A 23971-nucleotide genomic window follows, 5' to 3' on the forward strand; every position below is an offset into this window, starting at 1 on the left:
CTTCGAGTATGCACCACTGGTCGACTGTTAGGGACGGGACCGGGAAACTATGCGGGAGAATAATTGAGGCAACCATACTTGCACCACGCTCGCAACGTACTCCCTCACATAAGCAGCAGGTCGCGCCCCAACGGGCGTTACCGCGCCCACGATCTGATAACACACCTCTGGGAAAGCCCGCTGGGCACGTTGCGCATGCCACCGCGTGCGCGGTACGTGGAAATCGCTGGTCACCACGATGATCCTGTGTTCTTCGCCCATTATTTCTCCGCCGCCTCGCTGCGCCCACGACCGGTTCGCTTCGCCATGATGCTCGCTGACTTGGCACTTTTCACCCGAATGGTCATGGGTCTGGCTTTGCTTGCCCGACCTCTCCTGTGTCCGATAGTCCAGCAGCATCCGCGTGCTATTGGCCAAGTTCTCTTCCGTACTGGTCGCCAGCTGCTCCTGCAAAACCACCCACCGCGCCCCGGGCACCCCCAGCTGCGCTTCCTCCAGCAAATATCTAGCCATGGCCGAGGCCTCAGAGCACGGCTCATCCGCCCCCTGTCCCCCACTTACGATCAGCACTCCGCGGTCCTGAGCACCCTCCTGCCCCGCTACTCCGCCAGCCACCGTATCCAACCGCCGTGCCACCTGCACCCCGCGGTCCTGAGCACCCTCCTGCCCCACAACTCCGCCAGCCACCGTATCCAACCGCCGTGCCACTGGCACCCCGCGGTCCTGGAAGTTTTTCTCTGCCGCGTGACCACTGGCCGTGGCATCCAACCGCCGGATCACCTGCACCGCGCGGTCCAACCGCCGCGCCAGCACCGGGCTCGGCCGATCCCCCGTAAGCCCCGCCCCCAACACAATGATCGCGTCCGCAGCTTCCACCTGCCGGTCGCTGATGGCCGCCTCACTCCCCAATTCTTTGGTCGACGCCACGCCCTTCACCACGAAGCGCGCAAAATGGTTCACCAGACCCAACCACGCAAGGCATCCGGCCCCACCCAGGGCGCGAACGGGTCGGGACGAGGAGGCGTCGAAACAAAAAACCGCCGCACCCCACCCCCAGCTCAGCAATGCCCCCGCAGTGCCCACCGACAACACGTGAGCCACAGCGCGTGGCATGCTCGCCCGCAATTGTGGCAGGTAGAAACGCCACACCGCGGCATAGCTGGCCGCACTTGTGAGCACACCCGGCAGCAACCACCGGGTCGGGTGCAACGCGACCATCGTGCCCCACCCCGTCGCAACCAACACGGGACCGAGACAGCGGACTAACAGACGGCGGATGCTAATTCCCCAACAGCTTTTGCTGTAGCTTACGATCCTTTTCCAGGACCTGGTCGCGCATATCTGCCTGGTAATCGACCATCTGCTGCATGAGGGCAGCATCGGCGACGGCGAGGGTGCGCACCGCCAACAAACCCGCGTTCTTGGCACCATCGATGGAAACGGTAGCGGTCGGCACACCTGCGGGCATCTGGACGATGGACAACAAGGAATCCAACCCATCGAGGTTGCCCAACGCACGTGGGATACCGATGACCGGAAGCGGAGTGGCCGCCGCCACCATTCCCGGTAAGTGAGCCGCGCCGCCAGCACAAGCGATAATTACTTTGATGCCTCGGGTGTGGGCCTCGCGAGCGTAATCCAACATGCGCTCCGGCGTGCGGTGGGCGCTGACCACACCAACTTCCATGGGGATATTGAATTCCGCGAGGACCTCGGCCGCGGGCTGCACCGTGGGCCAATCGGAATCCGAGCCCATGACGATGCCCACGAGCGGGCCGTTGTGGGACTTGGGGTTGTTCATGTTCTGCGCATTGTTGTTATCAGTCATGGTTTCGCATTCACTTTCGTCGTTGTCCATGGCGCGATGTTGGGGTTTAACCCTTGTCTATCGCCTGGTTATGCCACCCAGCCGTCAGCCCATTGCGCCGAGACCAAGAATTGTGCGGCCAAACGGGCCTCTCGGCGCAGCTCTGTGGCGGTCTGCCCCGGGGCACTCGTCATGTTCACATGACCGATCTTGCGGTGTGGCCGCCAGTCTTTGCCGTACATGTGGATCTTGGCCTGTGGGAAACGCGCCCACACCACATCCATTCGCTGGCGCATGGGCATCTGCGGATCGTGTTCCCCACCCAGCACGTTGGCCATCACCGTGTACTCAGCCAGGGGCGTGGTCCGCCCCAATGGGCGATCCAACACGGCCCGCAAGTGCTGCTCAAACTGGCTGGTCACGCACCCATCCTGGGTCCAATGGCCGGTGTTGTGGGGGCGCATGGCCAACTCATTGACGATGATGGTTGGCTGGCCGACTTCATCGACGGTTTCAAACAGCTCTACCGCCAGCACACCCGTCACGCCCAATTCGCGGGCCACCATGCGGGCTAACTCCTCAGCTTCGTGCAGAATCGCGCTTTCAGTTTCCGGGGCGGGTGCAACGGCCTCCACGCAGATGCCGTTTTCCTGAACACTTTCCACCACGGGCCAGCTGGCGATCTTTCCGCCGGGAGTGCGGGCAACCATGGCGGACAACTCGCGCACCAGTTGCACCTTCATCTCGGCCATGAGCGGCACGTCCTTGGCCAGCAGGTCGGTCACCAGGTCCTTGGCTTCTGCCACGGTTTCCGGGAACCATACTCCCTTGCCGTCGTATCCACCACGACGGGCCTTGAGGCATACTGCGCCCTTGGTGGCCTCGAAGAATCCCTCGATGTCCTGGGCGCTCGTAATTTCCAGGAATGGTGGGACGGGCGCGCCCAATTCGCGCAGTTTCTTGCGCATGACCAGCTTGTCCTGAGCGTGGATCAACGCGCTGGGCTGTGGTTGAACGTTCAGTCCCGCGTTGATCAGGTCATCGAGGAACTCGTTCGGTACATGCTCGTGGTCAAACGTGACCGCCGCGGCATCGCGGGATACTTCCTGAACGTGATCCCGATTGGTGTAATCCCCCAACACCACGTCAGCGCTGACCTGAGCTGCCGACGCATCCGGGGTGCTAGCCAACACGCGTGCCGATAGCCCCAGCTCCACTGCCGCGTGCTGCATCATGCGCGCCAGCTGGCCATCGCCGATGATCGTCACTAGAGGTGCACCCGGCGCGTGCGCACTTCCCCTCGACAGCGACCAATCCGCACGTGGCTGGTCCGGCGCGCCCCCACGGCCGTCTTTGGATGCGGCCGGGTAATCGGAAGAAGTGTTCTGGTCAGCGGTTTCAGCAGTGTTCGTCACGGATCCCAACTATAGTGCCCAGCCCCGACAACACCGAAACTAAAACTGGCCAATCTGGTTGCGCAAAAGCTTGGTGAATTTTTTGGCATACGGGACTTGCCGAAGCACCACCGGCATCCGCGTTCCCGCCACGTACACGGATACTTCTTGCCCCCGGTGGCGGGCATCCACGATGTGCCCCAGTGGCACCTGGGCGATTTCACTGCGCAGGTGCCCTGTGGCGGTGATCAATCGTTGGTCAGTTAGCACCATGCGGGACCGTTGCCGGAATACCAAATGCCTAATGCATCGACGCCACGCCAAAATCACCCACAACACCAGCAGTGCTCGCCGCCCCCAGACTAAGGAAATCAGGGTGTCATTCTGTGTTAAATCACCAGCCCTCGTGAGGGGGTTCGGTTCGAAACCGAGGATCTGTACCGATTGGCTGGCAATGTGCCCATCAATCAACCCGATGGCCATCCAGATCAATCCGGTAATAAGGATCAGTTCCACGATCGGAAAGAATGCCGACCGCCTGCTGGGCGATAGCTCTGCCAGGATGACCTCGTCTGGTTCAAACCGAACTTTTGCCATTAGGCGTAACCCCATTCAGACGTGCGGGAATCATCGTCGTCGGTGGCGCGGAGGTGCTCGACATCCCCTGCCGCTACCGTCAACCGTTGTCCGACCGCAATGGGGCGCGTACCCTCGTGGGCTTCCACCTTGATGATCAATTCACCGGATTTATCTAGGTCTTCGGCGATGCCCGTGACGAATTCATCCCCCGGCAGGAACGCCTTCACCCTGCTTCCGATGGTGGCTGACAGCTGCCGGTACCGGCCGATGACTGCCTCGGGGGCGCCACCCAGTTGGGTGAAGCGCTCCACATCGCGTGCCAAGTTATCCAGAATGTGGAATACAACGTCTTCGCGTTCTGGCAGTAGCGTGCGGCCGTCTCCCGCCGGGTCGGCAAGTGCATTCGGCCCGGCGGCCGCTCGGGCCTGCGCAGCTCGCTCTCCCTCTAAAGCAATACTCGTCGCGTGAGCCACCGGGAGCTCCTCGGTAGTCAGGTCATAATTCACACCAAAGCCCAAGACCACGACGGCTTCCTTCAACAGCGGGCTAGCCTGCCTTCCATTGACAGCGCTAGCTTCCACATTCGCAGCCTCCACCAAGATTCCGGCGAGCTTGCGCCCTTCCACTAACACGTCATTGGGCCATTTCAGCTCGGCGGGCAAACGCCGCCCGGCCGCCTCACTGGCCTCACGCACACCTTGAGCAATCGCCATGCCCGTCAACAGCGGCAGCAGCCCCATACTATCGACGTGGATTCCATACAACCGCAGCACCACGGAGGCGATGATTTGCGAATGCTTGGGTGCCGTCCATGACCTGCCCATGCGACCGCGCCCAGCCAGTTGTTCCTCGGCCAGCAGCACACTCAGATGCGCTACCTGCCCGGACTGGTTATAAAAGTTGAATGTTTTTTTGCCGGTTCCCCCGCTCGCACCACCGGGGCGCTCTGCCCTAACGGCTTCGACGAGGTCCGTGTTCGTGGAGCCCGTGGCGTCGGTAAAGAAAGGGGTAAAGCCGATCGCGCGTAACCGTTCCCCCAGTGAGGCGGCGCTGAGAGCACGCCGGGAGATGCCACGAGCATGGCCAGCTGTTGGGGTGTCCATGCTCAACACAGTAAACTATCGCGCATGACTGCCTCCACGGACTCTACAAAACCGGACATGTCGACCACGGCTGGGAAGATTGCCGACCTGCGCAATCGCCTGACCGAGGCGCGAACCCCCATGGGTGAGGATTCCATCCGCGAGCGCCACAGCGCGGGCCTTTTGACCGCCCGCGATCGTGTGGAGGCATTGTTGGATGCGGACAGCTTCGTGGAAATCGATGCGCTGGCCCGCCACCGCGCCACCGCGTACGGCTCCGATAAATCTCGGCCGCTCACCGACGGCGTAGTTTCCGGCCACGGCACCGTCGACGGCCGTCCCGTGTGCGTTTTCTCGCAGGACAGCACCATTTTTGATGGACAGCTAGGCGAAACCCACGGCGAGAAGATCCTCAAGGTTATACAGTTGGCCCTCAAATCGGGCACCCCACTGATCGGCATTTACGAGGGCACCGGCGCACGCCTTAAAGAGGGCGTGGCCGCGTTGGAGTATTTCTCCCGCATCCTTTCCCTGCAAAACCAGGCCTCGGGCGTGATTCCCCACATCGCCCTGGTGGCTGGTGCTGTATCGGGCCTAACTGCTCACAATGTTGCCTTGGCTGATGTGGTCGTGGAGGTCGCACAGGCGGGCCAGGTTTCGCTTGCTGCCGGTGCCGGTAGTTCTTTATCCGACGCCACGTCGGGCACGGCCCACGTTCAGGCTGAAGATGATCGGGCTGCGCTCGATCTGGTGGCTGATGTGCTTAGCTACTTGCCGTCCAACAACCGTGCCTTGCCCATTCGCGAGGACGAGGACGAGCGCCAGCCAGCGGCCGAGAACGCGGACCTCAACACCATCGTTCCGGACGAGGCCGCGCAGGCGTACTCCATGGCTACGGTCGTGGAGAACATTGTGGATGGTGGCAGCTTCCTAGGGTTACAAACCCAGTTCGCACCGCACATGTTAACTGGTTTCGCTCGGATTGATGGTCGCAGCGTGGGCATTATCGCCAACCAGCCCGATCAAGGTGCCGGGGCGATCGATATCGATGCTGCGGAAAAGGCCGCGCGGTTTATACGGTTCTGCGATGCGTTCAACATCCCTCTAGTGACGTTCGTGGATTCGGCAGGTTTCACGCCCGATGCCGATGGTGCTGGGCTGGTCCGCAAGACCGCCAAGCTGTTCGCCGCCACGGCGGAGGCCAGCGTGGGCAAAATCGCGGTCGTCACCCGCAAGGCTTACGGTTCCGCATACTTGGCAATGGGTGCAAAGCGTATGGGGACGGACCTAGTGTTTGCGTGGCCAACTGCCGAAATTGCTGTGGCTGAGTTGGATGACCTAGTAATGGCAACGGGCAAGGATGAAGCCAGGATCACAGAAGATCAGATCAACCCTTACGCCGCCGCTGAACGCGGTTTGGTAGATGCCGTGATCGCCCCGGCCGATACGCGTAAGCAGATCGCCGATGGTCTGCTGCTCCTGGAGCGCAAGGCCGAGGATCGCTACCCGCGCAAGTACAGCAACATTCCTTTCTAAAGGGGCTTATTTATGACCGAGGATTCTCAGAACACTCCTGCCCAGGAGCACACGGACCAGGCGCCCAGTGGACAGATGCCCAGCGACCAGGCGCCCAGTGGTCAGATGCCCAGCGACCAGGTGCCTGCTGGCCAATCTCAGCCAGACCAGCGCCCGTCCGCCCATCACACGTCGAACGATCTCCCACTGGAGCAGAGGGCTACTGGGCACAAGCAACCGCACCAGCGCCTGCACCGCACACACTACGAAGTCATCAAAGGCAGTCCAGATGATGCTGCCCTGACCGCACTCGATGAGGTGTTTCAGTCCGTAGCTGACCGCGCGGCTCACATTCAGGCTGGGAAAAAGCCCAACACGCGGGGGCGCTATGGTTTGCCAGAAGCAGGCCAGCGGGGCCGCACCGGCGCTCCCCTGCACCCGAATCCCATCGCATTCCGAAACTCCTAACGGGCGTGTTGAGCGTGGCGTCGAGTAAAGAAAGCTACCCCCGCCCCCACAACCCGCAGGCAGCCGCAGGCCAGCGGCTTCAGGTGGTCTTGGCTAGTACGTCACCCTCGCGGCTGAGTATTTTGCGCTCGGCTGGGGTGGAACCCATCGTGATCGCCAGTGGTGTAGACGAAGATGCGGTGGTTGCGGATCTTCGGACCCGTGTGGGGGAACCATCGCCGAATGACGTGGTGGCGGCGCTGGCTGAAGCTAAAGCGCAGGCAGTGGTTGACGAGCTGCGTGCGGATTCTCCGAGCGCAGCCGCGTTGACGGGACCGGCGGTCTTAATTGGTGGCGATTCCATGTTGCTGATCGATGGGGAACTGCAGGGTAAACCGCACACTGCTGAGGAAACTGTGAAGCGGTGGCGTAACCAGCGTGGAAAAATGGCCGAGCTGCTGACGGGTCATGCGGTGTTCTATTTGCCGGCGCCGGCAGAGCGAGAACAAGCAGGGCCGGTAGATACTGTGACGCAACAGGCTGAGGCCGCGGGCGCTGCGCCGCCAGAAACCGCCACGGCGGGTGCAGGATATTCCCCACACCCCACCTCCACGGCAAAGCTTCTGTGGCGCCAGGATCCCTACGTGGAGGTATCCACCACCACGCTGCACTTTGCGAATGCCAGCGATGCTGATATTCACGCCTATGCCGCTACCGGCGAGCCTTTCGGATGCGCCGGAGCTTTCACGCTGGAAGCTCTCGGCGGGTGGTTTATCGATCGGATTGAAGGTGATCCGTCTAGTGTCATTGGGCTATCGCTTCCGGTGGTGCGCCGGGCACTCGAGCACTTCGGCTACTCGGCGCAGGCCACATGGAACCGGGGTTAGCCTTAACACCCGGCCCTCAACGTAGCCTGTAGGTCTGGCGCTCCGCGCCAATACTTAAACGTTAGCTTCCCAGCCCACACGCCCCGAGCACCCCTAACGCCAACGCTAGCGCTGCTCGATCGGAATAACCTCGCGCTGCTCTGGACCGTTGTATTCGGACAGCGGACGTATCAGAGAATTATTACTGTATTGCTCCACGATGTGTGCGGTCCACCCGGCCACACGCGCGATGACAAACAGCGGGGTAAAGAAGTCCACGGGGAAGCCCAGCAGGTGGTAGGCCGGTCCCGCTGGGAAATCGAGATTGGGTTTGATACCGGTGCGGGCGTCCATCGTCGCCGCCATCTTTTCATAGATCTGCACCCACTTCGCACCGTTATGGCGTTCGGCCAACGCGCGGAAAGACTTTTCCATCGACGGCACGCGACTATCGCCTTTTTTGTACACGCGGTGGCCGAATCCCATAATCAGGTCCTTGTTATCCAACGCGTTGTTCACCCAGCCTTCGGCCTTCGCCGGATCGTCGATCTCCAGCATGGTGTGCATCACGAACTCGTTGGCGCCGCCGTGCAGCGGCCCCTTCAGGGCACCGATGGCGCCGGTAATCGCGGAGTACACATCCGAGCGTGTGGAGGTAATCACGCGCGAGGTAAACGTGGATGCGTTGAAAGAATGCTCGGCGTACAGGATCAGGGACTTCTCGAAGTCGCGCACGTCCTCTGGGTTCGATGCCGGCGAATCCTCTCCCGTGCCGAACACCATAGACAGTAGGTTCTCGGCCACTCCCTTATTTGAATCGGGGGCCACGATGTCTTTACCTTGACGCCGACGAATATCCATGGCCAGGGCCATGGGCAATTGGGCCAGCAAGTTATGGCCGACGTGGGTGATGTGGTCTGTGTCTGGGGTGAAGTGCTCTTTGTCTTTGGTTCCCATGTACGACACGGCTGTGCGCATCACATCCATGGGATGGCAGTCGGTCGGTAGGGAGTGGATGAGGCTGATCAAGCCGGGATCTAGGCAACGATAGGACCGGCCACGCTGGTTGAATTCGTCCAATTGTTCCCGCGTGGGCAATTCGCCATTCCACAGCAGGTAGAAGACTTCTTCGAACGAGCAGTTTTCAACGAGGTCCTGCACAGCGTAACCGCGGTAGGTCAGCGAGTTGGTCTCTGGCATCACTTTGGATACGGACGTGTAATCCGCAATCACTCCGTATAGGCCTTTACGTACTTCTGGGGTGGTACTCATGATTGTCCTCCTAGAAATTGGACGGGGTTGTGGGTTAGAGACCGCGCTTTAGAAAATCCCGCGAGGAATCTGTGGTGCACGGTTCAAGACGTCCGGCGAGAATGTGACAGTGAGCTGTCCTAGGTCCTCGGCAGAAAGATCCGCGGTATTCTCCGCTGCTTCAATGAAGCGATCCTGTTCCTTGTCATCAACGAGGCCCTCGGCCAAGATGCGGAACTTCCGGATGTAGTCCTCACGTTCGAAAGGGCGCGCTCCCAGCGGGTGGGCATCGGCAACGGCAAGTTCTTCGTCGAAGACCGTGCCATCACGCAAGGAAATAACCGCCCGGGCTCCATACGCCTTTTCGGTGGGATCCTCCGAGTGGTAGCGGCGGGTCCACTCCGGGTCCTCCACAGTGGAGATCTTCTTCCACAGCTCCCCGGTTTCGGGCCGCTGCGCGCGCTCGGGCGCATAGCTGTCTTCGTGGTGCCACGTGCCGTCTTCCAGTGCTACGGCGAAAATGTACATCACAGAGTGGTCCAGAGTTTCGCGAGACGCAGTGGGGTCGAACTTTTGAGGATCCCCAGAGCCCGTGCCGATTACGTAGTGCGTGTGGTGACTGGTGTGCAAAACGATAGATTCCACTTGGTTCAACACCGCGCGCAGGTCCCCGTTGCCGTGCGCTTCCAACTGCTTGCGCATGCTGCGGGCCAGATCGATTGGCGCTTGGGATTGGTATTCCGCGGAGTGTTCCTTGGTATACGTGTGCAGGATCGCTCGCTTTGGCTCCCCCGCCTCTGGAAGTGGCACGGTGTACTCCGCATCCGGCCCGTCCAGCATCCAAGCGATCACACCGTCTTCGCCTTCCCAAATCGGCGCCGGTGCACCTTCCCCGCGCATAGCGCGGTCAACCGCTTCAATCGCCATCTTCCCCGCGAATGCTGGCGCGTGAGCCTTCCACGAGCTAATGAGCCCTTTCCGGGACTGCCTCGTTGCCGTCGTGGTGTGCAGTGCCTGCCCCACTGCTTGATAAATCGTTGGAATGTCCAGGTTCAACAGCGTGCCAAGCCCCGCTGCCACCGATGGGCCCAGGTGCGCGACGTGGTCAATCTTGTGCTTGTGCAGGCAAATCCCACGTACTAGGTCCACTTGAATTTCATAGCCCGTAGCGATGCCACGGATCAGCTCCGAACCCCCCAACCCCAGATCCTTGCCACGGTGCTGCGCGACGGCGAGGATAGCCGGGATGTTGTCCCCGGGGTGAGAGTATTCCGCGGCTAGGAACGTGTCATGAAAATCCAGTTCGCGGACTGCCACCCCGTTTGCCCAAGCAGCCCATTCGGGGGACACGTGGGCGTCGACACCAAAAACCGTCGAGCCCCCGCCGCCTTCTGGGGCACGGTGAGCAAGCGCCTGCGACCTAGCACTACTTACTGGCCTTCTTAGTACCGACGCCACGGCGACCGCGGCATTGTCGATGATCCGGTTAATGACCATGTCGGCGACGGGTTGTTCCACGGCAACGGGATCCGCGGCAACGGTCGCAATTTTGTGCGCGAGGTGTTCAGTGAGGGGGAAATCGTCAGCGGATTTCCGAACCCGCACGGTGTGGTCGAGCATAAAACAACCTTCCCAACAGAAAATGTTTTGACTTGAAAGTGATATAGGACACGTTAGTCAAGATTTTTCGGCGGGAAGGTTAAGTTGGAAAAACTAATGCCGCGAACAGCAAGAGGTAGGAGCTTGGCTCACTTAGCCTGTGCTTCCTCGATGCGCTTAATAGCCTCCTCGGCCACCAGCTGCTGAATACCCATGTCCAGCTCGGAGGTGAAACCCACACAAGAGCAGTTGATCTCGCCCAGCACGTAGGTATCGGAACCATCTTCCGCATCGGCCAGCATAAAGTCCGCAGTCCAAATCAACGGAATGTTATCGCCACCGAGCTTTTCGGCGATGACGGGACGGGCATCCGCGAACATATCAATGAGGTCCTGCCACGCTTCAGGCTTGTCGTAGGTGTACTTTGCACCGGAGAACAGCGTTGCGGAGAAATTGTCGCCGCCTTCCGCTGGCTTCTTATGAACCACGAACACTGGGTGCGGGCCGACCAGCAGGATTCGAATTTCGCCCTCGACGATGCGGGGCATGAAACGCATGTCCACCAGCATGCCGTTATCGCCGACGATGTACTGGTCGCAGAAGTCCATGAAGTCACCGAGTTCGCGGATCTCCGTGTGATTATCTACAGCTTCCGTGCACTTGAGCTTGGTATCCAACGGCAGCGCCGTGCCTGGCTCGACAGACTTGGCAAGGTCCTTGTCCTGCAGCTGCACGCGCCAGATGCCCGAGCCGGTGGAACCACGGTTCTGCTTGAGCACGCGCTCGCCGTAGGAAAGGGAGGTGGGAAAGGTCTCGTGGAAGCTATCCACGTCGTAGTAAGCCGCAGTATCCTCTGGCACCAAGTCGGTGGAGTTGAGCTTGACCAGTGCATCCTTGGCGCCGTAGCTGATCATTTCCGCAGGGGTGGACATACCAACAAGGCCAGACTCACTGAGTTTGGTGAGCATCTCAAAGTAGCCCTTTTCGCCACCTGGGATGTGACCGGGGTTTACGCGGGAGATGTAGCCGTCGTAGTTGTTGCTGACCTCGTCAAAGATGTCATCGACCTTTTCAGGATCGAAGTAGACAACTTCAGCGCCCCACCCTTTATCTCGGATTGCATTGACGATTGGCATTGTGTCACGACGATGCCCATCCTCACCTTTGTCATTACCACCGCGGACTTCGAAAACAACAATGCTCTTGTGCACGAAAGGCCCCTTTCAGTCAATTCTCAGCCTTCACCCGTTATCCTATTTGCCGTTAGACTCGGTTCGCGCGTCGAAAACCTAGTAGACCTCACCCCTATTGCACCCCTACGAGTGGTGCACGTTACATCAACTAGTGACCGGAGGACACAACCGTGGGAATTCCCGAAGATCCCAGTAGACATTTGCAGCAGTATGCTCACCCAAACAAGCTGGTCACGAGCGCTTGGCTGGGTGCGAAGCTGGGAACACCGGGGCTCAAAGTGGTCGAAAGCGATGAGGAACGCCAGCAGTATGACATTGGGCACATTCCCACTGCCGTACGCATGAATTGGGCCACGGAGCTCGGTGACCCAACCACCCGGGACATCATTTCGGCAGAACAATTTGGCGCGTTGATGGATACCAAAGGAATCACCCCCGACGATACGGTGGTGATCTACGGTGACCAGTCAAACAAGTGGGCGCTTTACACCCTGTGGATCTTCGAGCACTACGGCCACCGGGATGTCCGCCTTCTCGACGGCGGACGCGATGCCTGGATGCAAGAAGAAAAGGAAACCAGCTACGACGTTCCAGTTGCCACCACCGAAGGTTACGGCGCCAAGATGGGTGAGCATGACCCTACGCGATTGCGGATCTTCGTCGACGAGTTGAAAACCAACTTAGAATCCTTCCAGATCCTTGATCTGCGCGGACCGGAGGATTACACGGGCTTGAACCAGGATTCACGTTGGTCACGGCACGGCCATATCCCGGGTGCGATTAATCACAGCATTGGTCGCAGTCTGTTTCCCAACTCACGCTTTCGCCAGATCGAGGAGCTTCGGGAAGTCCACGCGGATTTGGACCCCCATGCTCCCACCGTGGTCTATTGCAACGATGCCGCCACCGCGGCTCAGCAGTGGTTTGTTCTCACTCATCTGCTGGGATGGAAAGATGTGCGCGTCTATGACGGTTCCTGGGTGGAGTGGGGCAACATGATGCGCATGCCCATCACGCGCTAATCCCCATTCTTGCCTGCGCTTCCATCGCGATCATTGTGCGCACCAAAAGCTGTGGTGCCGTAATGAAACCCGGCACACCGTTACATCACGCTTGCTTTGTTCGATGGAATGCGTAGTAGTTTTGATAGAGCACTTTTTAACCATCTCGTAACTAAAATTTCGCAGTATTGCAACGACGTCGGAGGAATGAACAAGGTGACGCAGACAGGAAGCAAGATCTCCAAGGTACTCATCGCCAACCGAGGTGAGATTGCGGTCCGCGTGATCCGCGCTACCCGTGACGAGGGAATTGCTAGCGTTGCCGTGTACGCAGAACCCGATGCGGACGCACCTTTCGTTCGCATGGCCGATGAAGCTTTCGCCCTCGGTGGCAACACATCGGCAGAGTCCTACCTCAGCATCGAAAAGATCCTCCAGGCAGCCAAGGATTCGGGCGCAGATGCCATCCACCCCGGTTACGGTTTCCTGTCCGAGAACGCAGACTTCGCCCAAGCCGTACTGGACGCCGGCCTAACGTGGATTGGCCCCAGCCCAGAGGCCATTTCCGCTTTGGGCGACAAAGTCACGGCCCGCAATATCGCAATGAAGGTGAACGCTCCCCTCACCCCCGGCACGAAGGAACCTGTCAAGGACGCAGCGGAAATCCAAGCTTTCGCCGAGGAACACGGTTTACCCATCGCAGTCAAAGCCGCATTCGGTGGCGGCGGCCGTGGCATGAAGGTTGCCTACACGATGGAAGAGATCCCCGATCTCTTCGATTCGGCCACCCGTGAAGCTATCGCCGCCTTCGGTCGCGGTGAGTGCTTTGTAGAGCGCTACCTGGACCGCGCCCGTCACGTTGAAGCACAGGTTGTAGCCGATAAGCACGGCAATGTTGTCGTGGCTTCCACTCGAGATTGCTCCCTGCAGCGCCGTTTCCAGAAGCTCGTTGAGGAAGCCCCTGCTCCATTTCTCACCGACGAGCAGAACGCCCGCATTTACGAATCTGCCAAAGCGATCGTGAAAGAAGCTGGTTACTACGGCGCCGGCACGGTCGAATACCTGGTCGGCAGTGATGGCATGATCAGCTTCTTGGAGGTCAATACGCGACTGCAGGTGGAACACCCCGTCACGGAACAAGTCACAGGCTGGGACTTGGTGCGCGAGCAGTTCCGCATTGCCGAAGGCAAAGAGCTTTCTCGGCTCACTGATCCAGAGATCCACGGCCACTCCATTGAATTCCGCATCAACGGGGAGGACGCGGCGTCGGGATTTATGCCAGCCCCAGGCCGTGTCAACCGCTACCAAGAGCCCGCGGGCCCAGGTATTCGTTTGGACTCAGGGATCGAAGAGGGCACCGTTATTGGTGGACAATTCGACTCGATGCTGGCGAAGCTGATCGTCACGGGCGCCACACGCGAAGAGGCGATCGCGCGGTCGGCACGCGCACTCGATGAGTACATCGTGGAAGGTTTGCCCACCGTGCTGCCATTCCACCGTGCAATGATGCAGGATCCGGCATTCACCGCCACTGATGGTAACTTTCGCGTGTACACCCGGTGGATCGAGGAGGAATGGGAGAACACTCTCCCAGAGTATGCCGAAGATACCACCGCAGATAACGACAGCGATGTAGTGCAGCTGCCCAAGCAGAAAGTTGTTGTCGAAGTCGACGGCCGACGGGTTGAGCTGCTAGTTCCGGGTGAGCTTTTGCACACAGGCGCCCAGTTGCGCCGTTCCAAGCGTCGCCGTGGCACCGCGGGACAAATCGCAATTACTGGCGATACCGTGGCCTCCCCTATGCAAGGAACCGTTATCAAGGTGATGGTCGGCGAGGGACAGCAGGTCAACGAGGGCGATACGATCCTGGTTCTGGAAGCCATGAAGATGGAAAATGCCGTGAAGGCACATAAAAACGGTGTAGTTTCCAACCTTTCGGTGGTCGCCGGGGCGGCGGTCACGAAGAACCAGGCTTTGCTAGATATCGCGGACGAGTAGGTCACCTAACCCAAGCCTCCCAGCAGGTCTGGTCACAAACTCAGCCATCGACCCCCTGCCAGCCCTACCGTAGTGAGCCAAGCCGGCGAGCCCTACCGTAATGAACCAAGCCGGCGAGCCCGGCCAGCCCTACCAGAGCGCAAAGATTCCATAACCCGCTTAAGACGCCAGCTAAATCTGCTAAATCTAGAATTGATTTGAAGAATTTAACTGAGGTAATCACTCAGATTTCCTGTTAATATATTAAGAACCGCAATCGTTCCACAGGATTTCCGTGGAACGGTCGCTAACCATGTCCACCGACCGCCAATCTGAAAGGCCGAATAATGGAAACGCGCAGGCGCTCAAGCAAACTGCCACTCATCTTGGGCGGAATACTCCTCGCCATCGGCGTAATTTCCGCCATCATCAGCGCAACCAGCGTATCCAGTTTGGACAAGCCCCAGGATGTCTCGGCGGGTAAAACATACTACCTTTTGGGCGATAAGTCCTCCATCAACGCCCAGAATTGTGCGTTGAAAAGCGAGAACGACACAACCGAACCCCCGGTATCCCTCATCTCAAACAGTGAAAATAAGATCCCTGATGACGGTAAGATCAAGGACATCTCCCTGCCTCTAACTCCCTCTAAGGGCGTCGTTGTCACGATGGAGTTCTCTAAGGACATTAAGGGCCTCACCTACAAGTGCGACACCGGCCAAACGTACATCTCCTCCAAGTCCGGCAGCACCCTCAACGTACTTCGTTGGCTGACGATGGCAGGCGTGCTTGCCGGATTACTCCTGATCTTGAGCAGCTTCATTCCGCGCAAGAAGGACGAATCCCAAGAACATGTGGACGCAGACGAGCACCACAACACCACCGGTAATCCGTACGAAAACGCCCACGCCGACAATAACTTGTACGAAAACGCCCACGCCGAAGACAATCACGTCGACCGCAACAACGAACACAAGCACTTCTAAAACACCAGTCGGCGCTACCTGAGGCACAGCGTGGCGTCGAGTATCCTAGGCAGCCGTGGAAAAAATCGCGCAGCACGTCACTGACCAGATCACAAAGTGGACTCATGGCCGCCGTGGCTACATCATGGCGATAGACCAAGGCACAACGTCTACCCGCTGCATTATTTTCGACGCCGAGGGCCACATCGTCTCTACTAGTCAGTTGGAGCACGAACAAATCTTCCCCCGTCCGGGCTGGGTAGAACACGACCCCGATGAAATCCGGCGAAACGCCCGTCGCGTCATGGCTGACGCGGCCGCAGAAGTAGATATCAATACCGACGACATTGCCGCAGTTGGCATCACTAACCAACGCGAAACAACAATCATCTGGGACCGCACGACAGGCAAACCCGTCTACAACGCCATCGTGTGGCAGGATACACGCACAGATGACATCGTCTCTTCCCTCACCGAAGAGGAAAAAGAGCTGTTCCGCACCCGCACGGGCCTGCCGGCATCCACGTACTTCGCGGGCCCGAAGATTCGGTGGATCCTCGATAACGTTGAAGGTGTTCGAGAACGCGCGGAAGCCGGAGAACTAGCCTTCGGAACCATCGATTCCTGGCTGGTGTGGGAACTCACCCGCGGATCGCGTCGCTCCCCGTCGAGCTCCCGAGAAACAGCCCAGCACGTCACCGATGTCACCAACGCATCGCGCACCATGCTCATGGATTTGAAAACCCAAAAGTGGGATCCCGAGCTGTGCAAGATTCTTGGCATCCCCATGGAGTTGTTGCCTCAGATCGTGAGCTCGTCAGAAGTCGTGGGACGGGTACGGCGCAACGGCCCGGTCAAGGGCATTCCCATCGCCGGCATCCTCGGCGACCAACAAGCGGCAACTTTTGGGCAGGCTTGCGTAGAACCAGGCGAGGCCAAAAACACCTATGGCACCGGCAACTTCATGTTACTGAACACGGGAGAAGTGCCCCAATGGTCCGAACATGGGCTCATTACCACCATCGCCTACCGGCTGGGCAACCACCCCGCGGTATATGCGCTGGAAGGTTCAATCGCCGTCACTGGCTCCCTTGTGCAGTGGTTAAGGGACAACCTCGGATTTTTCAACCGGGCCGATCAAATTGAAGCGCTAGCTCGATCCGTCAAAGACAACGGCGGCTGTTATGTGGTCCCAGCATTCTCCGGATTACTTGCACCCCGCTGGCGCCCGGAAGCACGCGGGGTTATCGCCGGACTAACGCGGTATGTCACCAAGGCACACATCGCGCGAGCAGCATTGGAAGCCACCGCATACCAAACGCGCGAAGTGGTTGAGGCGATGAACAGAGATTCGGGAGTTGAACTGACCAGCCTGCGCGTGGACGGGGGCATGGTGGTCAACGGATTGTTGATGCAATTCCAGGCTGATCAACTGGGTGTGCCGGTTACAGTTCCGGAGATAACTGAAACCACCGCTCTAGGTGCCGCCTATGCTGCTGGTTTGGCGGTGGGTTTCTTCCGCGACCTGGCCGAGATCCGTAGTCTGTGGCAGGAAAAGAAAACATACACGCCGGAAATGTCCCAAGAGGATCGGGATGCTCTGTATGCACGGTGGAATGATGCGGTGGAACGAACTTATAACTGGGCCTGAGGGTAATCCCCTTTTTTGCGATTTACGTAGGTCTATACGTAGTAATTCTCCCTCGTCATGAATTATGCTAAACGATATGTCCACACCCGCGCAGTTCCCTCACGATCCCCGTTTCCCTTCGCAGCCTGTACCGGATTCCAATCCTGGGTTCGCTCAGCCGTACAGGGCGGGGCACTCGTCGGTGCCGGGGTTGCGGATTAGCGACCAGGACCGGCAGCAGGCACTGGAAGCCTTGGGGTCCCACTTCGCCGAGGGACGTTTGCAGCTCGAAGAATACGAGGAACGAGCTTCCTCGGCTGCAGAGGCGACCACGGCTGATGACCTCAACGCGCTGTTTGTGGACCTTCCCGCATTGAAGCCCAATGCCCCTCTCATGCCCATGTACTCCGCCTCCGAAGTAGAGCGTGCCCGGATCAACGGTGGGCGCCCGAAGTCAGGGATCATGCTGCTGACAACCATCGGGTCAATCGTAGGCACGGCATTGTTGAGCCCTTATTGGGAGATGTCCGGGTTAATCATGTTCCTGATTCCCGCCGTTGCAGTGCTGCTGTACGTGCTCAAGATTGGCCCGGCTGAATGGCATGCACCTAGCCAGCGCTCTATCGAGCGAGAGCGCTTGCGTTCCATTCGCACCGAGCATCGCTACCAGGCTGAACAGCTGCGTGCACAGCGCCGACAGCAGCGCGCCGAACTCACCAGCAGCGCCATGGATATGGCTCATCGCAGCCTCAAACGCTTCCAAGGACCGCAACGATAAAGCCCCCCTTAAGTGTGAGTTTTCGCCCGACAAACCGTTGCTAAGCCGCTCCGGCCGGGACTATACAGGGCGACATGACCACATTTGCGATTGAGAACCCAAGCACAGGAAAGACCGAAGACAGCTTCGACCGCATCGAGGATTCGGCGCGCGATAACATCCTCGATCGCTCCACCGCCGCTTACGAAAGCTGGCACAAGGCCCCGATCGAGGAACGCGCAAAAGTCCTCGCCCGGGCTGCTGATCTGTACACCGAACGCAAGGCTGAACTGGCCCAACACATTGGGCGCGAAATGGGGAAGTTGACTCGGTGGGCCGAGGCGGAAATCGACATCGTTGCCGATATCTACCGCTGGTACGCCGAGCACGCCCACGAGCTCCTCGCCGATGAACACCTGCCCGCCCAGGGCGCCCAGCTGACCGTCGTCCGCAAGGAACCACTGGGCCCACTTCTGGGCATCATGCCGTGGAACTTCCCCTACTACCAAGTCGCCCGTTTCGCGGCGCCGAACTTGCTGCTGGGCAACACAATCGTCCTCAAGCACGCATCGATTTGCCCGCTGTCTTCCCAGGCTTGCCAGGACATTCTGGAAGAGGCGGGCCTGCCTAAGGACGTATACATCAACATTTACGCCTCCGGTTCGCAGATGGATGATTTTGTAGCCGATCCCCGCATCAAGGGCGTGTCACTCACCGGTTCCGAGGGCGCCGGCGCCGCAGTGGCGAAAACTGCCGGTGAGCACTACAAGAAATCCGTTCTGGAATTGGGCGGTAATGATCCGTTCATCGTTCTGGATGACGAGAACTTGGATTGGGTCCTCGACCAGTTCGCCCTCATCCGCATGTACAACACAGGCCAAGCATGCAACGCTCCAAAGCGCCTGATCGTGCAAGAGGAATTCTACGATCGCACGGTGACCTACTTGGAGAAGAAGATCGGCGCGATGACGGTAGGCGCCCACGATGATTCTAATGCCGACATCGGCCCGCTGTCTTCTATCGACGCCCGCGATGAGATCGTCGAACGCCTCCAAAAGGCAGCCGCCAACAACGAGGCCACCATCCGTGTGGGTGGCAAGAAGATCGATCGGCCGGGTGCGTACATGCAGCCCACGTTGCTCACAGACGTAGATCCGAATTCGGATGTGGGGTGCAACGAAATCTTCGGCCCCGTGGCTATTGTGTACAAGGCCAAAGATGTCGACGAAGCTATCGCCATCGCCAACAACTCCGACTACGGCTTGTCCAGTTCCGTATGGGGCACCGACTTGGAAGCTGCATACGGCGTGGCCCAACAACTCAATGACGGTATGACTTTCGTCAATGAGGCCTCCGTTACAGCAGCGGGCCTGCCCTTCGGTGGCGTAAACCGTTCTGGTTACGGTCGCGAATTGGCGCGCTGGGGAGTAGGTGAATTCGTCAACGAGCACCTCTACCGCGTGAGCGGCCAACAGGATGCCGGGCAGTCCCCCGCGCTGTAATCACCGTCCACCCGGCGAGGCAATCAGCCACCCCGCCAAAAGCCGGGCAGTCCCCCGCGCTGTAATCACCGTCCACCCGGCGAGGCAATCAGCCACCCCGCCAAAAGCTGGGCAGTCCCCCGCGCTGTAATCACCTTCCCTGGCTGGCGGGGTTACAGCCCCATCCCCTCCGGCCACGCACGATCCTCGCGAAACTGTTCCACTACACCTGCGAACATCCGAATCCCCACCCGCAGGGCGCGCTCATCGAACACGATGTCTGGTTGGTGGAGGTCCGGGCGCTCCCCCTTTCCAGTCCAAGTACCCAAGCGTGCCATCGAACCCGGTACGTGCTCCAAGTACCAACTGAAGTCTTCGCCTCCACTGGACTGCGGGGCTTCCTTCAACGCGTGGGGATCCACATCCTTGACTGCCTGTGCCAACAAGGATGTACTCACATCATCATTCGTCACTGGTGGGACTCCCTTTGTGTAGCGAATCTCCACCAACGCTCCTGTGGGCTTGACAATATCCTGGACCAATTCGGTAATCAGTTCCTCGCCCTGCCGCCACACACTCACATCCGCGGTTCGGAACGTGCCTAGCAGGCGCACTTCTTCCGGAATGGCGTTGAACGTGGCACCGCCGTTGATCGCACCGAATGTCACCACCGTGCCACTGCGGGGATCGACCTTTCGAGTGAACTGCAGGGGCAGCTGAGTGGCGACCAATCCCGCCGCGAAGACCAAGTCGCTAGTTAAATGTGGTCGGGACGTGTGACCGCCCATGCCACGCAGCACGATTTCCACCACGTCGGATGCGCTAGTGATCGGGCCCACGCGCAGTCCTACCTCGCCCGAACGCAACTTGGGTTCGCAGTGCAGCGCGAAGATTTGGCTTACTCCATTGAGCGCTCCTGCCTCGATAACCTCGGTGGCGCCGCCATCCATCACTTCCTCAGCCGGTTGGAAAATGAAGCGCACGCGCACACCGAGGGCATCCACCCCGTTGGCGTCGACAAAATCTGCCAAAGCAACCGCCAACCCCAAAACCACAGTGGTGTGCATGTCATGACCGCATGCGTGCATCACCCCCGATACTTCAGAAGCGAAATCAAGGCCAGTGATCTCCTGAATAGGCAGGGCATCGATATCCCCGCGAAACGCTATGATCGGCTCGTTAACCGGACCGATGTCTGCGACTACACCATTGGTGGGCAGCCGCTCGGGCGTGAACCCTGCTTCCTGCAGGATCTCCATGATGAAATCCGTGGTGCGGTACTCCATGTGCGACAGTTCCGGGTTGCGGTGCAAGTGGCGGCGCCATCCGACCACACGGGAATCGTTGTGCTTTACCCAATCGCTGACGAACGTCGAGACTTCTGAGCTACCCACCTGAGTTTGTTCCACCTTCGCTGGAGCCGGTCGAGCAATATTTACCTGAGATTTCATCTTAACCCCTGCGGTAGACTTAGATGGCATGAGCACTCAAGACCCATACGAAATTGCTCGCACTGCTGCCGCGCAGCTGAAGGACAAACTAGGTGTTGATTTCTTTGACGCCGCCGTGGTCCTTGGTTCTGGGTGGCGGCCTGCGGCGGACGTGATGACTGACAACGCCACGGAAGTGGTTGAGTTCCCAATGGCGGAGCTGCCGGGATTCCTACCCCCGACTGCCGAAGGCCATGGAGGCACAATCCGATTCGCACGGCTGGGGGATCGAGCCGTGTTGATTCTGCTGGGTCGCACGCATGCCTATGAAGGCCACGAGTTGTGGCGGACCGCTCATGCCGTACGCACCGTCGCAGCCGCTGGAGTGCAAACCATCGTGCTGACTAACGCCGCGGGCGGATTGCTCGAGGGCATGCGGGTGGGTGAGCCAGTGTTGATTTCCGATCACATCAACTTCACGGCGAAGACTCCCCTAGTGGGCGCTAATTTCGTCAACCTTGTGGATGCATACTCTCCCACCTTGCGCGAGGCCACCCGGAAGCTGCGGCCCGAAATGCGTGAGGCCGTGTACGCCATGATGCCCGGGCCGCAGTACGAAACCCCTGCGGAAATCAATATGCTTCGAACGCTCGGTGCGGGTCTGGTTGGTATGTCCACTGTGTACGAAACGATCGCCGCTCGGGAGGCCAATATGGACGTGCTGGGCATCTCCCTTGTCACTAACCTAGCGGCCGGCATTACCGGTGAACCCCTCAATCACACAGAAGTACTGGAAGCCGGTCGCGCCGCTGCCCAGGACATGGGTGAGCTGCTCGCGGAACTGGTGGGATCGTTGGCATGACGTACCCAGATCCAGCCGCGGGCTCCCCCGAAACGATCCCAGCCGCGAGCTCCCCCGAAACGATCCCAGCCCCGGGCACTCCCGAAGTCGCTTCCCGGGAGTCTTCCCTGGAAGCAGAGGCACCAACCCCTCGATTGCGTTTCGGTACCGCCGGGCTGCGGGGGCCGGTGGGCCCCGGCCCAGGGGAAATGAACGTCACCACGGCTACTCGCGCTACCGCCGGTGTGGCGCAGTGGATGAAGAGGACCCAAACCCCAATTCGCCGCGATGGCCGCTTTGCTGTCGCAGTGGGATACGACGCGCGCTATGCCTCCCAAGCGATGGCACGCGCGACGGCGGAGACCTTCGCTGGGGCTGGTTTTGAGGTCACACTGATTGCGGAACCGGCACCCACCCCGGTTCTGGCCTGGTTGGTTCGTGACCGCAATCTGGATGCGGGTGTGCAGATCACCGCTTCGCACAATCCGGCCGCAGACAATGGCTATAAACTTTACCTGCGCGGGGGTTCACAGTTGATCTCCCCCGCTGACCGCGAGATCGAAGCTGCCATCGCCGAACAGCCCGCAGCGCCGTGCAAGATTCCCCGCTCAGAGGCCAAAAACGTGGATCTGGCCACGGTTAGTGGTTATGTGACGGACATCTGTCGGTTGGTCGCGACTGGGGAGCAATCAGTTTTGCGACCGCGCCGTCAACTGCGGATCGTCTACACGCCCTTACACGGTGTGGGTGGCAACGCCCTAGAGTGGGCCTTGCGCGAAGCCGGTTTCGGGGATGTGCACTCCGTCGCCTCCCAGCGCTGGCCAGACCCCACATTTCCCACCGTGGCGTTTCCCAATCCGGAAGAAGCCGGCGCCACTGATGAACTGTTAGCTACGGCCGAACGTTTGGATGCGGACTTAGCAATCGCACTGGATCCGGATGCCGACCGCTGCATGATCGGCGTGCGGCATTCCACGAACGACGGCACGGGCCGTTACCGGATGCTCCGGGGTGATGAGACCGGCCCACTATTGGCGCACCGGATTGTGGGGCGCGGGGCGTCGTCCCACAAAACCAACAGCACAACCCACAACCGCCATGCGACAAAACCCGTGGTGGCGACCACAATAGTGAGTTCGCAGATGTTGGGGCAGATGGCCCAGGCGCGTGGGTGGGATTACGTGGAGACCTTGACGGGCTTCAAGCATCTCGCGCGCGCGGCGGATGGCTTGCCGGGAGATCTGGCATTTGCGTACGAGGAGGCGATTGGCACGTGCCCCGCTCCGCAGATTGTCGCAGATAAGGACGGGATTGCCACGGCGTTGATTACGGCCGCATGGGCGGCGGAGCTCAAGGCCGAGGGACGTTCGCTACTGGACGAATGGGATGACCTGCAGAAAACCCACGGGGTGTTCGAGACAGCCCAAGTCAGCGCGCGCTACGCGACCGTTGATGAGGCACAGCAGCGGATCACAGATGTAGTGACCCACCCGCCGGCCGAATTGGGCGGGGTACCCGTCGCAGCCAGCGACCTGGATGGCACTCCTGGGGTGCGCCTGGCGGGATCTGTGGCAAGTGTGGGTGGTGCAGGTGGAGACGGCGCTAATGGAGCAGGTGGTGCGGCTGGCGACGGTGTGGCTGGCGTCGGTGTGGCTGATTGGGCTGACGGCGGGGCTGGCGACGGCGCGGCTGATTGGGCTGACGGCGGCGAGCTTCACCTACGGGTGGTCGCACGACCCAGCGGCACCGAGCCCAAGGCGAAGTTCTATCTGGAGATCTGCGCGCCCGCAGCCACAGGTCACGGGGCGGTTGACTTAGTGGACGACGCCACGCTGGCCAGGCGCCGCGATCAGGTTAGTGCCCTGCTGGAGGCTGTACGGCGCGATGTGAAGAGCGTGGCGGGGGTGGAATAACACCACCGCAACCACCGTAGAAACGCGCCTGGTCGACAACCCCGGCGCGGGGGTGGTCTCGCGGTTCTGAAGCGCGAACCCAGACAACGCTGACAGCCCACGCCCGGCGCGGGGGTGTTCTCGCCGTTCTGAAGCGCGAACCCAGACAACGCTGACAGCCCACGCCCGGCGCGGGGGTGGTCTCTCCAGAAGCGCCCAATGTCGGCGATATTGCGATCTTTTGGCTCGGCGGGTAATACTCTT

General features: G+C 59.7%; 20 protein-coding genes. 11 read left to right on the forward strand and 9 right to left on the reverse strand.

The annotated features are described in order from the left end of the window. Positions 1-27 precede the first annotated feature (27 nt). From CAURIC_RS08655 to CAURIC_RS08675, 5 genes are all read right to left on the reverse strand, one after another. Entirely contained in the window at positions 28-1218 is a 1191-nt protein-coding gene (locus CAURIC_RS08655) for a YdcF family protein (protein ID WP_290182499.1), read from the reverse strand. A gap of 61 nt (positions 1219-1279) precedes the next feature. Next, positions 1280-1828 (reverse strand): 5-(carboxyamino)imidazole ribonucleotide mutase, encoded by a 549-nt coding sequence (gene purE / locus CAURIC_RS08660; RefSeq protein ID WP_052095070.1) that lies wholly within the window; start codon positions 1826-1828, stop codon positions 1280-1282. Between the two features lie 68 nt (positions 1829-1896). Continuing rightward, positions 1897-3114, reverse strand: a complete 1218-nt coding sequence (locus CAURIC_RS08665; protein WP_035114855.1) for a 5-(carboxyamino)imidazole ribonucleotide synthase — start codon at positions 3112-3114, stop codon at positions 1897-1899. Positions 3115-3261: 147 nt separating this feature from the next. Then, positions 3262-3798 carry a hypothetical protein gene (locus CAURIC_RS08670; protein ID WP_290182501.1) on the reverse strand — a complete coding sequence of 179 codons (537 nt, stop codon included), beginning with the start codon at positions 3796-3798 and terminating at the stop codon, positions 3262-3264. Then, a complete protein-coding gene (locus CAURIC_RS08675; protein ID WP_052095054.1) occupies positions 3798-4883 on the reverse strand; it encodes a biotin--[acetyl-CoA-carboxylase] ligase in 1086 nt (361 codons plus the stop codon). The genes CAURIC_RS08670 and CAURIC_RS08675 overlap by 1 nt, the downstream gene beginning before the upstream one ends. 24 nt (positions 4884-4907) lie before the next feature. On the opposite strand from CAURIC_RS08675, the gene CAURIC_RS08680 reads away from it, so the two are divergent. The 3 genes from CAURIC_RS08680 to CAURIC_RS08690 all read left to right on the forward strand — a co-directional run bounded on the left by CAURIC_RS08680 (position 4908) and on the right by CAURIC_RS08690 (position 7711). Continuing rightward, positions 4908-6398 (forward strand): acyl-CoA carboxylase subunit beta, encoded by a 1491-nt coding sequence (locus CAURIC_RS08680; RefSeq protein WP_035114761.1) that lies wholly within the window; start codon positions 4908-4910, stop codon positions 6396-6398. Between the two features lie 12 nt (positions 6399-6410). Then, the gene (locus tag CAURIC_RS08685) at positions 6411-6845 is read left to right on the forward strand and encodes an acyl-CoA carboxylase epsilon subunit (RefSeq protein WP_035114760.1); all 435 of its coding nucleotides are present in this window, start codon (positions 6411-6413) and stop codon (positions 6843-6845) included. Between the two features lie 89 nt (positions 6846-6934). Next, positions 6935-7711 (forward strand): nucleoside triphosphate pyrophosphatase, encoded by a 777-nt coding sequence (locus CAURIC_RS08690; protein ID WP_353959079.1) that lies wholly within the window; start codon positions 6935-6937, stop codon positions 7709-7711. A 105-nt stretch (positions 7712-7816) separates the two neighbouring features. Here the strand turns inward: CAURIC_RS08690 and CAURIC_RS08695 are convergent, their stop codons facing one another. The 3 genes from CAURIC_RS08695 to CAURIC_RS08705 all read right to left on the reverse strand — a co-directional run bounded on the left by CAURIC_RS08695 (position 7817) and on the right by CAURIC_RS08705 (position 11751). Continuing rightward, the gene (locus CAURIC_RS08695; RefSeq protein WP_290182505.1) at positions 7817-8962 is read right to left on the reverse strand and encodes a bifunctional 2-methylcitrate synthase/citrate synthase; all 1146 of its coding nucleotides are present in this window, start codon (positions 8960-8962) and stop codon (positions 7817-7819) included. Between the two features lie 48 nt (positions 8963-9010). Next, on the reverse strand, positions 9011-10561 hold the full coding sequence (locus CAURIC_RS08700; RefSeq protein ID WP_035114759.1) for an MmgE/PrpD family protein: 1551 nt from the start codon (positions 10559-10561) through the stop codon (positions 9011-9013). A 128-nt stretch (positions 10562-10689) separates the two neighbouring features. Then, positions 10690-11751: a Cj0069 family protein gene (locus CAURIC_RS08705; RefSeq protein WP_035114757.1), complete on the reverse strand. Its 1062-nt coding sequence runs from the start codon at positions 11749-11751 to the stop codon at positions 10690-10692. A 152-nt stretch (positions 11752-11903) separates the two neighbouring features. On the opposite strand from CAURIC_RS08705, the gene CAURIC_RS08710 reads away from it, so the two are divergent. From CAURIC_RS08710 to CAURIC_RS08735, 6 genes are all read left to right on the forward strand, one after another. Next, entirely contained in the window at positions 11904-12755 is an 852-nt protein-coding gene (locus tag CAURIC_RS08710) for a sulfurtransferase (RefSeq protein ID WP_035114755.1), read from the forward strand. Positions 12756-12941: 186 nt separating this feature from the next. Then, complete coding sequence (locus tag CAURIC_RS08715; RefSeq protein ID WP_035114752.1) at positions 12942-14732, forward strand: acetyl/propionyl/methylcrotonyl-CoA carboxylase subunit alpha; 1791 nt, start codon at positions 12942-12944, stop codon at positions 14730-14732. Between the two features lie 326 nt (positions 14733-15058). Continuing rightward, positions 15059-15697, forward strand: coding sequence for a hypothetical protein (locus CAURIC_RS08720; RefSeq protein ID WP_035114750.1), 639 nt, complete (start codon positions 15059-15061; stop codon positions 15695-15697). A 124-nt stretch (positions 15698-15821) separates the two neighbouring features. Next, positions 15822-17327: a glycerol kinase GlpK gene (gene glpK / locus CAURIC_RS08725; protein ID WP_290183431.1), complete on the forward strand. Its 1506-nt coding sequence runs from the start codon at positions 15822-15824 to the stop codon at positions 17325-17327. A 76-nt stretch (positions 17328-17403) separates the two neighbouring features. After that, on the forward strand, positions 17404-18084 hold the full coding sequence (locus CAURIC_RS08730) for a DUF1707 SHOCT-like domain-containing protein (protein ID WP_290182513.1): 681 nt from the start codon (positions 17404-17406) through the stop codon (positions 18082-18084). 74 nt (positions 18085-18158) lie between these two features. Then, positions 18159-19565 (forward strand): NAD-dependent succinate-semialdehyde dehydrogenase, encoded by a 1407-nt coding sequence (locus tag CAURIC_RS08735; protein WP_035114749.1) that lies wholly within the window; start codon positions 18159-18161, stop codon positions 19563-19565. A gap of 152 nt (positions 19566-19717) precedes the next feature. Here CAURIC_RS08735 and CAURIC_RS08740 read toward each other — a convergent pair whose 3' ends face one another. Further along, positions 19718-20995, reverse strand: coding sequence for an amidohydrolase (locus CAURIC_RS08740; protein ID WP_290182515.1), 1278 nt, complete (start codon positions 20993-20995; stop codon positions 19718-19720). A 28-nt stretch (positions 20996-21023) separates the two neighbouring features. On the opposite strand from CAURIC_RS08740, the gene CAURIC_RS08745 reads away from it, so the two are divergent. Both CAURIC_RS08745 and CAURIC_RS08750 read left to right on the forward strand, forming a co-directional pair. Beyond that, positions 21024-21836, forward strand: coding sequence for a purine-nucleoside phosphorylase (locus CAURIC_RS08745; protein WP_035114747.1), 813 nt, complete (start codon positions 21024-21026; stop codon positions 21834-21836). Further along, positions 21833-23728: a phospho-sugar mutase gene (locus CAURIC_RS08750; RefSeq protein ID WP_084588185.1), complete on the forward strand. Its 1896-nt coding sequence runs from the start codon at positions 21833-21835 to the stop codon at positions 23726-23728. Before CAURIC_RS08745 ends, CAURIC_RS08750 begins: the two co-directional genes overlap by 4 nt. Positions 23729-23971: the final 243 nt, after the last annotated feature.

This window comes from Corynebacterium auriscanis, assembly GCF_030408435.1.
Lineage (GTDB): Bacteria > Actinomycetota > Actinomycetes > Mycobacteriales > Mycobacteriaceae > Corynebacterium > Corynebacterium auriscanis.

Excerpts from the sequence above, each read along its gene's own strand:
- CAURIC_RS08655 (WP_290182499.1), bottom strand. The coding sequence starts at position 1,218 with ATGGTCGCGTTGCACCCGACCCGGTGGTTGCTGCCGGGTGTGCTCACA.
- purE (WP_052095070.1), bottom strand. The coding sequence starts at position 1,828 with ATGACTGATAACAACAATGCGCAGAACATGAACAACCCCAAGTCCCAC.
- CAURIC_RS08670 (WP_290182501.1), bottom strand. The coding sequence starts at position 3,798 with ATGGCAAAAGTTCGGTTTGAACCAGACGAGGTCATCCTGGCAGAGCTA.
- CAURIC_RS08675 (WP_052095054.1), bottom strand. The coding sequence starts at position 4,883 with ATGGACACCCCAACAGCTGGCCATGCTCGTGGCATCTCCCGGCGTGCT.
- CAURIC_RS08680 (WP_035114761.1), top strand. The coding sequence starts at position 4,908 with ATGACTGCCTCCACGGACTCTACAAAACCGGACATGTCGACCACGGCT.
- CAURIC_RS08685 (WP_035114760.1), top strand. The coding sequence starts at position 6,411 with ATGACCGAGGATTCTCAGAACACTCCTGCCCAGGAGCACACGGACCAG.
- CAURIC_RS08695 (WP_290182505.1), bottom strand. The coding sequence starts at position 8,962 with ATGAGTACCACCCCAGAAGTACGTAAAGGCCTATACGGAGTGATTGCG.
- CAURIC_RS08700 (WP_035114759.1), bottom strand. The coding sequence starts at position 10,561 with ATGCTCGACCACACCGTGCGGGTTCGGAAATCCGCTGACGATTTCCCC.
- CAURIC_RS08715 (WP_035114752.1), top strand. The coding sequence starts at position 12,942 with ATGAACAAGGTGACGCAGACAGGAAGCAAGATCTCCAAGGTACTCATC.
- CAURIC_RS08720 (WP_035114750.1), top strand. The coding sequence starts at position 15,059 with ATGGAAACGCGCAGGCGCTCAAGCAAACTGCCACTCATCTTGGGCGGA.
- glpK (WP_290183431.1), top strand. The coding sequence starts at position 15,822 with ATGGCGATAGACCAAGGCACAACGTCTACCCGCTGCATTATTTTCGAC.
- CAURIC_RS08730 (WP_290182513.1), top strand. The coding sequence starts at position 17,404 with ATGTCCACACCCGCGCAGTTCCCTCACGATCCCCGTTTCCCTTCGCAG.
- CAURIC_RS08735 (WP_035114749.1), top strand. The coding sequence starts at position 18,159 with ATGACCACATTTGCGATTGAGAACCCAAGCACAGGAAAGACCGAAGAC.
- CAURIC_RS08740 (WP_290182515.1), bottom strand. The coding sequence starts at position 20,995 with ATGAAATCTCAGGTAAATATTGCTCGACCGGCTCCAGCGAAGGTGGAA.
- CAURIC_RS08745 (WP_035114747.1), top strand. The coding sequence starts at position 21,024 with ATGAGCACTCAAGACCCATACGAAATTGCTCGCACTGCTGCCGCGCAG.
- CAURIC_RS08750 (WP_084588185.1), top strand. The coding sequence starts at position 21,833 with ATGACGTACCCAGATCCAGCCGCGGGCTCCCCCGAAACGATCCCAGCC.